The following is an 11,546-nucleotide window of genomic DNA, read 5'->3' as shown; positions in this document are numbered from 1 at the left end:
TTGTTTCCGTACGGCTCCACCTGCTGCGGAACTCCTTCCGCTATGCCGCCCGCCAGGACTGGGACAAGATCGCCAAACTCCTCAAGCCCGTCTACACCGCGGCGACTGAGGAGGCCGCCCTCGAGCGGTTCGCCGAGTTCGCCGACGCCTGGGGCCGGAAGTATCCGGCGATCGTGCGGCTCTGGGAGAACGCGTGGGAAGAGTTCACCCCGTTCCTCCGCTTCGACACCGAGATCCGCCGCATCGTGTGCACGACGAACGCGATCGAGTCCGTGAACGCCAGGATCCGCCGGGCGGTCAAGGCCCGCGGCCACTTCCCCAACGAGCAGGCCGCGATGAAGTGCGTCTACATGGCGATCATGTCCCTGGACCACACCGGCAAGGGCCAGGCCCGCTGGACCATGCGCTGGAAGACCGCACTCAACGCCTTCGACATCACCTTCGACGGCCGCCTCTCCGCAGCCCGTCAGTAACTCCAACAACCTGAGTTACACCGTTCCTTTGACAGACCCTACGAAGCCCGCCCCGGCGAGCCCGACCGGTGGGACTGGGTCGGCGTGGGGTGCCGTCGTATGTCCATCGGTAGGGCCTGGCTGTCTCGTTGTGCAGGATCGTGAATGCTTCGATCTTGTCAATGAGGTCGCTGCGGCTGGGGAAGTCGCCGTAGCGCAGCACGCGTTTGGTCAGAGTGGAGAACCAGATCTCGATCACGTTGAGCCAGGAGGCATGCGGCGGGGTCCGGTGGAGATGCCAGCGCGGATGGGCCTGGAACCAGGCTTTCGTGTGTTTCGCGGTATGGCTTGAGCCGTTGTCGAGTACGAGATGGATCTCCTTGGCTGGGTCGATGGTGGCGTCGAGCCTGCCGAGGAACTCAACGAAGGTCACCGAGTTGTTGCGGGATATTGACTCGGTGATGACCTGGCCCGTGTCGATGTCCATCGCGGCGATGATCGAGACGGTGCCGTGGCGGATGTACTCGAACTCCTGGCGTGCGGGCCGGCCAACAGCGGCGCTCTGGCCGGCGTATTTGCGGGACTTGGCCTGGACGGAGGTCTTCTCGTCAATCGAGATCCGCACGGTTCCGGGCGGCGGTGCCAGGTACAGGCCGCACACGTCGATGGTCCGCTCCCAGAACGCGGGGTCGTCGCGGCGAGTGAGCCAGCCGCGGACCCGGTGCGGGCGGGTGTCCAGGTCGTTCAGGATCCGTCCGACCTGGGAGCTCAAGATCCCGAGGTCCGCCAGACGCCCGGCGATCCGCCAGTGGGACCAGGTCGACTCCGGGTATGGCGGCGCGCTGGTGGCTGTGGCCACGATCTGGACGCGCGCTTGGGGCCCGTAGAGCTTCGGGCGCCCCGGGCGGTGGGCGTCGTCTAACCCGGGCAGCCCGTGAAGCGCGAAGCGGCCACGCCATTTGCGCACCGTGTTCACGCTGGTGGCGCAGGCAACAGCAATCTGGCCGTTCGTCAGTTCGTCCGCCACACCCAGCACGATCCTGGCCCGTAGTACCTGCCGGACTTGCCCGGATGCGGACGCGACGGTCCGCTCCAACCGCCTGAGGGTGGCCTCGTCCAGCACCACGGCCACCGCCGTCGCCTGCCCCATCCCCCGCTTGTCCTCCTCTTACTGGTAAGCCGGTTCGTCTTGCTGTGTCGGTTCGCCGGCGGGCGCGGTGGCCTGGCTTGATGCCGGGCGGAGGAGGACGGCCACGAGCACAGCTGCGGTGACCATGGCAGCGCCGCCGCAGCGCAGTGCCAGATGGAGCCCTTCGACGAAGGCGGCGTTCACGGCGTCATGGACGGGTGCGGGCAGGGCCTGGGTTCCGTTTGCTCCCGTGCCGGCGACCGAGTCTTCGATGCCGTGGCGGGTTTCGGGGGGAACGTCGAGCCGATCGAGCGATCCGGTCAACGTGGCGGCCAGGCGGCTGGTGAGGACGGCTCCCAGGGCGGCGACGCCGACGACGCCGCCGATCTCGCGCAGCATGTTGAGGGTCGCAGAGGCCATACCGGCCTGGGCGAGGGGGACGCGCTTCATGACCATGACGGACACCGGTGTGAAGGTCATCCCCATGCCGAGTCCCATGGCGAGCAACACCCACAGATACTCCAGGTAGCGGGCGTGCTCACCGTAGAGCGAGAGGCCGCCGAGAGCCGCGGCGCACAGGGTCAGGCCGGTCACCAGAGGAATCCGGGAACCGCAGCGTGCGGTGAGCGTGCCGGACAGCGGTGCGGCGATGACGATCATCGCGGTCATGGGCAGCCCCGCCAGGCCCGCGTTCGACGGTGTCCAGCCCATCACATCCTGCATGAGCAACGGCAGGAAGAACGACGCACCGAACATGCCGAAGCTGATCATGAATCCGCTCACGGCGGCTCCGCTGAGCACCGGGTCCCGGAAGAAGTGCAGGTCGAGCATGGGGTCGGTGGTGCGGAGTTCGACCGCGACGAAAGCCAGGAGGGCTACTGCCGCCGCTGCGAGGGTCAGGACGCGAGTGTCGGTCCAGCCGCGGGCTGGTCCTTCGATGAGTGCGTAGACCAGGGCGCCGAAGCCCAGCACCGAGAGCAGCTGGCCCGGAAGGTCCACTCTCCTGGCCCGGCCTGCGAACTCCGGGAGCACCCAGGCGGCAAGCAGCAGCCCTGCCGCTCCGATCGGGACGTTGATCCAGAACACGCTGGCCCATCCGAACGCGTCCACCATCGGCCCGCCCAGGACCGGGCCGATCGCCAGGCCCAGGGCGGAGACACCGGACCAGAGCCCGACAGCCCGGGCCCGCTCCTTCTCGTCGGTGAAGACGTGCCGCAGAATCGACAGGCTGCCCGGCGTGAGCAGTGCCGCGCCGAGTCCTTGCAGCATCCGTGCGGCGATCAGCAGTCCGATCGAACCGGACAGTGCTGCCGCCGCCGATCCCGCAGTGAACAGCGCCAGCCCGGTGAGGAAGATCCGTTTGCGGCCGTACCGGTCACCGAGCGTGCCGCCGGTGAGCAGGAGGGCGGCGTAGACCAGGCTGTAGCCCTCGACCACCCACTGCAGTCCGCTGACACCGGCGTGCAGCTGTTGCCCGATGCGGGGCAGGGCGTTGTTGACGATGACGTTGTCGAGCATCGCCATGAACATCGTGGCGCACAAGGCTGCAAGCACGAGCCTCTTGCGCCCGGACGTGAACTCCTCCATCACATTCCCTAACAGTGTTAGTTGGCCATCCAGAGCCGCCAGACTGCCCCTAACGGTGTTAGATTGCAAACTGGTTTTCTTTCAACGGAGGTGGACAGTGGCACGAGACAGCGCAGCTGAGGGCGCTGCACAGCCAGGACTGACCCGCCAGACGCTCGTTGCGGCGGCCCTGCGAGTGCTGGAACGTGAAGGCATCAGCGGGCTGTCGATGCGCAAGGTCGCCGCCGAACTGGGAGTGAAGGCAGCCTCCCTGTACTGGCACGTCCGCAACAAGGAACAGCTACTGGACCTGCTCACCGACGCGCTCATGGCTGACGCCGAGCTGCCACCCAGACAGGGCGACTGGCGGGAGCAACTCCGTCAGTCCTCACTGCGCTACCGGCAGCACCTGCTGGCCAAACGCGACTCCGCCAAGGTCGTCGCAGGGCGGCTCGCACTCGGCCCGAACCTGCTGCGTCTCATGGAGGAACAATTGGACCGGCTACGCGATGCCGGATTCTCCGACGCCGACGCCGCCCTGGCCAACTACCTCCTCGGCGCATTCGTCCAGGGCTTCGTGCTCCAGGAACAGTCACCCATCTCCGCATCCGAGACCGAGGGCGCCAGCCGTTCCGAAGTCGCCCAGACGGCGGCCAACCGACTGCGCGGACTACCGGAAACGACCTTCCCGAACCTCGTCGCCCTGGCCGGCGACCTCACCGCCCCGTCCATGGAGGACCGCTTCACCTTCGGCCTCGAACGCCTCCTCGACGGACTGGCAGCCCTGCTCACCGAGAACCACGCACATCCGACAGCTGAACCCGCCCCCCTCGAAGGGAAGCCCTGACCCATGAGTGACCGCACCTACCGCGTCATCGTCCGCGGCACCTTTCCGACCTCGACGAGACCCAGCGTGCCGCACTCATCGAGACCGCCGCCGAACACAACATCCTCAACACCACGTTGACCGACGAGGGAACCCTTATCTACGAGCTGCCGCCACGAAATTTCACGTTCCGCTGCGTCGTGCGGCAACCCGCCGACGCCGATGACGCCGCCGCGGTCCAACGGGCCTGCGACAGGGCAGCTGCCGACCTGGCCCACCGCGGAATCCGCCACAACACGCTACGCGGCACCGCCACCAGCCTCGACGACATGAAAATCCGACGCCCCCGACGCTGACCGACCTCTGTCCTCACCTCCCGCCATCACGGCTCGCCACCAGGTCGGAAATGTGATCTGACAGGCGGCAATCACGCCAAGGGTCGGATGCGGGGACAACGCGGTCTACGTACCGAAGAGTCCTGCGGAGCCGACGCAGCACCATCTGCGTGTGCGTCGAGCGGCTACGGGTACGGTCTCGGCGGCCTTGATCGACTGGGAGTCGATGACGGTGGCGACCGCTCCGGGCGCCTTGCCCATCTCGCGGCGAACGCGCTTTCGGAGCTGGTCCCGGATCTGGCCGACGACGCCGGCCGCGGCCCAGCGGGCCATGAACCCGTAGCACGTGCGCCAGGGCGGGAAGTCCTTCGGCAGGGCCCGCCACTTGCAGCCGGTGTCGACCACGTATCTGATCGCGTCCACGATCTCCCGGCGGGGATGCTTCTCCGGACGGCCGCCCGCCCTCGTTTCGCAGGCGGGCGTCGGCAGCAACGGCTCGATCAGTGCCCACTCGTCGTCCCAGGTGTCGGAGGGATAGCAGCGTCGCCGCGGCAACTTCCCTCCCCTCCAAGATGGGTGGGGCTGGCCGCTTCGCGGCCGGCCCCGTGTCCACCGGCTGGGCCTGTTTCACCGCCGGTGATCACCTTTCCACCCCAGCCTCCTGTGCCCCGGATCAGTGCTCTGGCCCGGGGCGCAGCCGTGTCTTCGCTGGCAGCGCGGTTCGGTCCGTCAGGCTGTGCCCATGACCGATGTCTTCGAGCACACCCCGCAGGTATGGAATGCCGCGCGGCTTCGCGACGCGCTCAAGGACCTGCCCGATGATGCGCCCATCCGCATCGGCGTGGCAGGCGATCCCGGCGACTTCGACGGGTACCGGGACTTCGTCCTCGTGGACGCGCATCAGGTGGAGAACTGGTGGCCGGCCACCTCGACAGCACCGGAACGTACCGAGACGGCGGAGGCGCTGACGCTGTTCGCCGACTGGGAGCCGGGTGCCTACGACCGCCTGGACTGAACCGGTACCCGCCGCGGCGCCTCGCCCTGGGTACGGGGGTCAGGTGGGGTTCAGCGGAGTGATGCCGGTCCCCGCGTACAGCTCAGGCTCCAGCGACAGGACAGCAACCGGGTCCCCCGCCTTCACCGCGTGCCAGGCGATCGCAGCAGCATGAGCCACCGGCCAGTCCACGGGTCTTCAGTCCATCGCGTCCACCGCGGAACGGAACGTTCTCCGCGAACCGCAGGGACGCCGCGTGCCGGCCCGCACCCGTGTCCTGCCGCTCCGCGGCAAGGACCGACAGCGACGGGACGATGACGCGGCCAGTGCTGCGGGAGGCCTTGATGTACAGGCCGGCGAGGAAGGGATCCGCACGGTACAGAGCGGTCAGTGCGGTGTGGTCCAGGACTACCACCAGGTTCACGCGGCGCCGCCCTGATGCGCGCGAATCAGGTACGGGCGGCGGTCATCGACGCCACACGTTCACCTTCTCCGTCGCCAGCAGTGGCGCCCCGTCAGGCCCCTTCATGTGGGCCGGAACCCATGTCTTCCGACGCAGTGACCGGTCAGGGCCGTGCGCCTGGCTGCGCCAGTGCCCGGAGACGACCCAGCGGTGCCGGTACCGTCGGGGCGAATCCCCGCCCTCATCCGCGTCCTGGTCTTGTGGGGGTGTACTGGCGGCGCAGGTCCACGATGCTCACCTCGGGCACGGGAAGCCCGTCCCGGGCGTAGGCGCGCGCCGTGGGCTTGTCCGCACGCTCCTGTGTCCTCTGCGGCTGTGTCCGGGATCTCCCGGCAGCGGGATGCCTCCGTGCAGCGGATGCGGTCGACGATCAGCTCGCTGCTCGGGGAGAATCGGCCACCATGTGGAAGAAGAGAGCCATGATGCTCACCCTGTTGATGTCAAATGTCGTGCTGCTGACGCTCCTGGTCGCTACGTACATGCCGTCCGAGGGTGATGTTGCGATAGGCAAGGCCGCCCCCCGAGATGCGACTGTCAACCTTCCTGAACTCAAGGGTGGGGCAATCCTGGCCGCGAATCAGTGGCCGGACGCGTGCTCGTTCGTGGACCAGGTGGAGATCAAGGCGATCTTCCCTGGTGCCAAGGACATCGAACAGGAGAGCCGTCCGATCAGCGCTTTGTCGATCAAGGACTTCGCTGCCGACTCCTCGTGGAAGGAGAGTGACAGGTCCAAGTCCGGCCAGTGCCTCTACAGCATGCGCCTTCCGGGCGAGACCTACGCCGCTACCCAGTTCTGGTTCCGCATCGAGGCCGTGGCCGACCCCAAGCTGATTGTCGGCTACGAAGATCGCCTCGTGTCAGGATCCAGTACCAACCAGGGTGCACAGGGCGCGGATCACTGCGTCATCACCGGTACCTACGAGGGAAGTTGGAACTGCCGCAAAGGTCCGCTGCTGTTCACCGTGGGCGGGCAGAGCAGCGTGGCCTTCAAGGGCGAGTTGGCCCCAGCACCTTTCGTCTGGCGGGACGATGTGCTCCCTGAGTTCGTCCGGACCATCGCCGCGAAAATCAAATAGCTTCCCCAGAAGCGGCAGGAACTACGTCATCTGCGCGGGCCCGGTGTCGCCGAGCACGAGACCAGTCACCTCTGTGCGGCGATCAGCGGTCGGTCCCCGGACGAGGTCGACGGCTGCCGGTCACACCCCGTCATCGCCGCCGGGCCAGGTCGCGGGCGGCCTGCCGACGCCTGACGCTTGCGAGGGCCTCCTGCGACTGCCAGTGCCGCCGGCCCGAGCCTCCACGCCTTCGCTCGGACCGCAGGCCGGTCGGGCGAGATGAGAAAGCTTCAAGAATCCAGAAGTTCCGTCACCGGACGGAAGAGCACCCGACGGAGGAAGAAGCCCCTGGCCACAGGGGTAAGCTCTCAAAGACCTCAGAGGAACGTGCGGCATGTCGCACACTCGCATGTCCCGGCCCACGTAGCTGTGAACTCTGGGGCGCCACAAGCCCCGTGGGACGCCTGCGGGCGCACCGGCGGCTCCTGCCCCACCCGGCACGGCTGGATCGCGCCCTACCGGTCCTGACGGCCCGTCCGGACCCTGTGAAGCATGGGGGACACCGAGAACACCGCAGACCGTCCGGACCGCCCCGACAGCGCACTCCAGGCCGCCCTCGAAGGCGCAACCGCCCCGCCGCCACCCGCACCGCCCAGCTGTCCGCACTGCGGCCTCCCACAAGACCGCTACCGCACCCTCTACGACGGGCACTGGGTCCTTCTCGAACCCCGGATCGTCGTCCCCGCGCACACGATCCCTCCGCGCCGGCGCTGGATCATCACCACGGACGGGACCGCGATGAACCTCTGGGACGCCGAACCGCTACCCGGAACCCGGTGCCGCATCGCGCACCGCATGGTCTGCCCCTACCTCCCGCGCGATGACCTCTGGCCCTGGACCACCGTGCTCCGGCAGGAGAACGAACGCCGGGCGCAGCGCCTGTTCAACCTCCCCGACGGCTGGGCCCTCCCCGACGCCGGCTGACCGCGGCCGCCCGGTACGGTGTCCACCGGCTGGGCCTGCATCACCATCGGTGATCAGCTTTTCAACCCAGCCCCCTGTACCCCGGATCAGCGCTCTGGCCCGGGGTACGGCCGTGTCTCCATCAGCAACGCCGCCCAGCCCGGCACTCTGTGCGCATGACCGACGTCTTTGACCACACCCCGCAGGTATGGAACGCCGCGCAACTCCGCGAAGCCATCAAGGACCTGCCCGACGACACCCCCATTCACATCGGTGTCGCCGAAGACCCCGGCGACTTCGGCGGGTACCGCGAATCCGTCCTCGTCGACGCCCACCACGTCGAGAACTGGTGGCCGGCCACTGGCACCACGCCCGAACGGGCCGAGAAGGAGAAGGCGCTCACCCTGTTCGCCGACTGGACGCCCGGGGAGTACGACCTGCTCGACTGAACCTGCTGCGTTCTCCCGCAGCCTGTCAGCGGCCGTCGCAACAGTGAGCGTTTTCAGCGTTGCCTCTCCAGGGTGAGGACGGCTTTGGCGATGACGGTCATGCGGTTGGGGCTGATGCGGGATCTGCGAAAGATCTGCCAGGACTTCAGTCGTGCCATGCCGCGTTCGACTGGTGCCCTCGCAGCGGCCAGGGCCCGGTTGACGGTGCGCTGGGTGAGGGTGAGTTCGCCGCCCGGTGGGCGTTTGAGTCACGGGACAGGTCGGGGTCCTGGGCTGCGCGTGGAGCGGCGTGGGTGGATGCGGCCTTCCTCGTCCCGTAGTTGATCCTCGCCGGTCACAGCCCAGCCGGAGCGGAAGTGGAGCTCGGGGCCCGGGTGACGGCGTGGCGCGCGGCGGATCCGGAGGCGGTGAACCTGTTCGCGGTGGCGATCACCGGCTACTGGGCATGGCATCACGCACATGGCCCCGGCGGCGCTCTGGGCGCTTACCGGGGCCGGGCGGCGGAGGCTGGCAGGCGGTGGATTGACTACCGGCTCGGCTGAAGCCTGGAGGTGGTGGGGTGGTGGTCGGTCAAGCCGCGGGTGAGGACGGACAGCAGGTGCGGGGCCACGAGGTAGCCCGCTGCGAACGTCATCGTCCGTTCGGTCTGGCCTTCGCTTTCTGCGGCGTTGGGGGTTCTCGGTCGGGTCAGCATGCCGCACCCCTGCCTTTGCTCGGTGTCCTACAGGGTTTTCGCGGCTCGGTGGATGAAGGTGTCGAGTACGCCGTCGGCGACCTTGACGTTGCCGTGCGGGCGGGTGGCGCCGGGGATGGTGCGGACCGCGGCCGCCGCGCGCGCAAACTCGGCCGCTGCGGTGAACGAGCGGGTGGCCTTGCCCTTCTCTCCCTTGGCGCGGTGTTCGAGCCCGTCACAGGTGTGCTCAAGGGCCTTGGCCCACAGGGTGAGTGCGTCCAGCCAGGGCTTGGTCTCGGCGGCGAAACCCGGGTCGGTGACGGCTCTACGGATCTCGGTGGGGGCTTCGGCGAGTGAGCGTGTCTGTGCGCGCAGTGCCGTGACCGCTTGGTGTTTCCTGCCCGTGTGCCAGGATCGTTCGATGGCATCCAGTCGGGCCTTGAGGGCGGGGGCTGCGGGCTGCCATGGTGTGCCGGTCCAGCTGGGCGCCATGTGCTGGGTGTCGAGGAAGGTCAGCAGGGCGTGGGTGCCTTGCAGGTCGTGGGCGGTCATGTGTGCCGCGGCGCTGTGCCAGGAGTCAGTGGGCCGGTAGGCGCGCGGGTTCCAGGCGTAGTCGGCACCGGTGAATTCGGCGATCTTGCTGGCCGATGCCTGGTTCATCGGATTGAGCGCGATGCCGCTGAGGTGCTCGCCGAGCCTGGGGGTGCGCTTGGCGTAGGGGGCGAGCAGCAGGCGTCCGGCGGCGTGGTCGTAGTCGTTGGTGGGGTAGTTGTCCCAGAGCAGCACGTCGTGGCCCCACACGTCGGCCGCTCGACGGGTCTGTGCGGTGGTGATGGAGGTGGGCACCACGTCGGCGCCCGTCCACCACACCTGCACGCGGTCGTCCAGGGCGCGGCGCAGGGTCTTCTTGTACGGGGTGTCGGCGAGGTCGCTGTACTGCGTGGGCACGAACTGCAGCGGGCGCATGCCGCGGTGCTGGTCGACAAACTCGCGCTGCATGCGGTTGGTGAGGTCGGCCTGAGCGGCGGCGGCGGACTGCTCCGAGACGGGCCCGTACCGGGCGAAGTCCGCGGCACCGTTCCATACGGGCAGCGGGTGGATGTCGTCGAAGGCCAGGGCGAAGTCCCGGATCCCCAGGTTGTACAGGGACTGGAGCTTGCCGGTCAGGGCCTGGCGGTCGCCCGCATCGTTGTAGGTGATGGACTTGCCCGGGGACAGGACATAGGTGAAGCGCACGTGGTGGTCGGCGGCGTGCCGGGCCAGCTCGGCCAGCTCGCGTTCCAGTTTCCTCGGGTAGCGCTCGCGCCAGCGGTCACGTTCGTACGGGTCGTCCTTGGGCGCGTACAGGTAGGTGTTCAGTTTGACGGAGCCGTAGAAGGCGATCTGGTCCAGGCGTTCCTCGTGGGTCCAGGGCTTGCCGTAGAAGCCCTCGACGACCCCGCGCAGTGGCATGGCGGGGTGGTCGACGACCGTGGCGCCCGCTATCCGGCCGTCGGTGGCCAGCTGGGTGAAGGTCTGGGCTGCGTAGAAGACACCGTCGCCGTCGGCGCCCGCGAGCAGCACTCCGGTATGGCTGTCGAGGTTACCGGTGGTGATCTGGTAGCCCTCAGGCGGCAGTGTCCCGGAGGTGAAGGCCTTGCTGCGTCCCAGCTTGTCGGCCATGTGCGGAGCCGAGACGGTTCCGATGACGACGGTCAGCGGTCCTGCGGGAGGCGAGGCACCGCTGAGGGGAGAGACACGGACGTCGGCGGCACCCGCGCGGCGCAATGCCGCTTTCACCAAAGTGACGGAGCGGGCGTCGGTGCCCTGTGCGGTGAGCAGGTCCACACGGAGCGGCACGGAGAGGTCGGGCCCGGTACGGCGTATCTGCTGTGGGGTCGGCGACACCCGGGGCAGGTCATTACCGGTGACGAATGTCCGGGTGATCGAGGGCGCATCGGGGGTGCTGCGGGGGCCTGCTGCGTGGCCGTGGATTCCCATCTTGTCCAGGGGGGCGCAGCCTGCGAGGAGTAGCCCGCTGCCCAGCCATGCGGTGACGGTCCTGCGGCGGATCATCGGCCCTGCTCCGTGCGGCGGGCACCGAGCAGGGCCCAGGTGGCCAGCAGCAGCAGGACGAGCCAGCTGCCGGGCACCAGGAGGAACAGAGAGGTGGCGACGGAGGAGACGGGGTCGCCCAGTGGCAGGACCAGCCAGTACGCCACGGCACTGGTGAGGATCACCACCAGAGCGGCCAGCGGCCACACCAGTGCCCCCGCCACTTTGGCGCGACCGCTCCATCCGCGGGCCGGCAACCACACGGCCAGGCCGATCAGCCAGCCGACGACGGGCAGCAGGAACCCCCCGAAGACCAGTAGCACTACGGCTGTTGTCTGCGCGGGTGTGCAGCCGCGCGCGGAGGTGCGAAGTACAGCCGGTGCGGGGCCGTCCGGGGCGGGGGGAGGGGTATGGTTCATGGAGGTTCCTGTGGGTGCGGAGGGTACGGGGGTGCGCTCCTGGCCGGAGGGGTTCCGGCGGGCGGCAGCTCGGCGACGGCGGTGATCGCTCACCCAGCCAGCGTTTCCGCGTTTTGTCCGCCGCCTGTGGGCAGAATGTGGACGGACCGTAACAAAGCTTCCGGAGGGGGCCTGCTGCCCGGATCTGC

General features: G+C 68.3%; 9 protein-coding genes and 4 pseudogenes. 7 read left to right on the top strand and 6 right to left on the bottom strand.

All coding sequences use genetic code 11. From position 1 onward, the window contains the following. Positions 1–14: 14 nt before the first annotated feature. Positions 15–473: pseudogene (locus OG611_RS27870) on the top strand (transposase); the annotation flags it as partial. Here OG611_RS27870 and OG611_RS27865 read toward each other — a convergent pair. Together OG611_RS27865 and OG611_RS27860 are read right to left on the bottom strand one after the other, a co-directional pair. Beyond that, complete coding sequence (locus tag OG611_RS27865) at positions 436–1,602, bottom strand: IS630 family transposase (RefSeq protein ID WP_266425258.1); 1,167 nt, start codon at positions 1,600–1,602, stop codon at positions 436–438. The pseudogene OG611_RS27870 and the gene OG611_RS27865 overlap by 38 nt on opposite strands. Before the next feature lie 18 nt (positions 1,603–1,620). Further along, positions 1,621–3,168 (bottom strand): MFS transporter, encoded by a 1,548-nt coding sequence (locus OG611_RS27860; RefSeq protein WP_266425256.1) that lies wholly within the window; start codon positions 3,166–3,168, stop codon positions 1,621–1,623. A gap of 97 nt (positions 3,169–3,265) precedes the next feature. Here OG611_RS27860 and OG611_RS27855 point away from each other — a divergent pair, with 97 nt between their 5' ends. Further along, entirely contained in the window at positions 3,266–3,994 is a 729-nt protein-coding gene (locus tag OG611_RS27855) for a TetR/AcrR family transcriptional regulator C-terminal domain-containing protein (protein WP_266425253.1), read from the top strand. Positions 3,995–4,050: 56 nt separating this feature from the next. Then, a pseudogene (locus tag OG611_RS27850) lies at positions 4,051–4,329 on the top strand (DUF6204 family protein); the annotation flags it as partial. 171 nt (positions 4,330–4,500) lie between these two features. On the opposite strand, the pseudogene OG611_RS27845 reads toward OG611_RS27850, so the two are convergent. Further along, positions 4,501–4,863, bottom strand: a pseudogene (locus tag OG611_RS27845) (transposase); the annotation flags it as partial. Between the two features lie 187 nt (positions 4,864–5,050). On the opposite strand from OG611_RS27845, the gene OG611_RS27840 reads away from it, so the two are divergent. From OG611_RS27840 to OG611_RS27825, 4 genes are all read left to right on the top strand, one after another. Next, positions 5,051–5,323 (top strand): DUF6225 family protein, encoded by a 273-nt coding sequence (locus OG611_RS27840; protein WP_266425250.1) that lies wholly within the window; start codon positions 5,051–5,053, stop codon positions 5,321–5,323. 861 nt (positions 5,324–6,184) lie between these two features. Further along, the gene (locus OG611_RS27835) at positions 6,185–6,841 is read left to right on the top strand and encodes a hypothetical protein (protein WP_266425248.1); all 657 of its coding nucleotides are present in this window, start codon (positions 6,185–6,187) and stop codon (positions 6,839–6,841) included. Between the two features lie 531 nt (positions 6,842–7,372). Next, positions 7,373–7,804, top strand: a complete 432-nt coding sequence (locus OG611_RS27830) for a DUF6083 domain-containing protein (RefSeq protein ID WP_266425245.1) — start codon at positions 7,373–7,375, stop codon at positions 7,802–7,804. Between the two features lie 155 nt (positions 7,805–7,959). Further along, entirely contained in the window at positions 7,960–8,232 is a 273-nt protein-coding gene (locus tag OG611_RS27825) for a DUF6225 family protein (RefSeq protein ID WP_266425242.1), read from the top strand. 53 nt (positions 8,233–8,285) lie between these two features. Here OG611_RS27825 and OG611_RS27820 read toward each other — a convergent pair. The 3 genes and pseudogenes from OG611_RS27820 to OG611_RS27810 all read right to left on the bottom strand — a co-directional run. Beyond that, positions 8,286–8,480: pseudogene (locus tag OG611_RS27820) on the bottom strand (transposase family protein); the annotation flags it as partial. Between the two features lie 473 nt (positions 8,481–8,953). After that, positions 8,954–10,960, bottom strand: coding sequence for a beta-N-acetylglucosaminidase domain-containing protein (locus tag OG611_RS27815; RefSeq protein WP_266425239.1), 2,007 nt, complete (start codon positions 10,958–10,960; stop codon positions 8,954–8,956). Beyond that, positions 10,957–11,358: a hypothetical protein gene (locus tag OG611_RS27810; RefSeq protein ID WP_266425237.1), complete on the bottom strand. Its 402-nt coding sequence runs from the start codon at positions 11,356–11,358 to the stop codon at positions 10,957–10,959. Before OG611_RS27810 ends, OG611_RS27815 begins: the two co-directional genes overlap by 4 nt. Positions 11,359–11,546: the final 188 nt, after the last annotated feature.

This window comes from Streptomyces sp. NBC_01363 (assembly GCF_026340595.1).
Lineage (GTDB): Bacteria > Actinomycetota > Actinomycetes > Streptomycetales > Streptomycetaceae > Streptomyces.
This window is presented reverse-complemented; position numbering and strand designations above follow the sequence as displayed.

Coding starts and splice junctions, on each gene's coding strand:
- OG611_RS27865 (WP_266425258.1), bottom strand. CDS start 1,602: ATGGGGCAGGCGACGGCGGTGGCCGTGGTGCTGGACGAGGCCACCCTC.
- OG611_RS27860 (WP_266425256.1), bottom strand. CDS start 3,168: ATGGAGGAGTTCACGTCCGGGCGCAAGAGGCTCGTGCTTGCAGCCTTG.
- OG611_RS27840 (WP_266425250.1), top strand. CDS start 5,051: ATGACCGATGTCTTCGAGCACACCCCGCAGGTATGGAATGCCGCGCGG.
- OG611_RS27835 (WP_266425248.1), top strand. CDS start 6,185: ATGATGCTCACCCTGTTGATGTCAAATGTCGTGCTGCTGACGCTCCTG.
- OG611_RS27830 (WP_266425245.1), top strand. CDS start 7,373: ATGGGGGACACCGAGAACACCGCAGACCGTCCGGACCGCCCCGACAGC.
- OG611_RS27825 (WP_266425242.1), top strand. CDS start 7,960: ATGACCGACGTCTTTGACCACACCCCGCAGGTATGGAACGCCGCGCAA.
- OG611_RS27815 (WP_266425239.1), bottom strand. CDS start 10,960: ATGATCCGCCGCAGGACCGTCACCGCATGGCTGGGCAGCGGGCTACTC.
- OG611_RS27810 (WP_266425237.1), bottom strand. CDS start 11,358: ATGAACCATACCCCTCCCCCCGCCCCGGACGGCCCCGCACCGGCTGTA.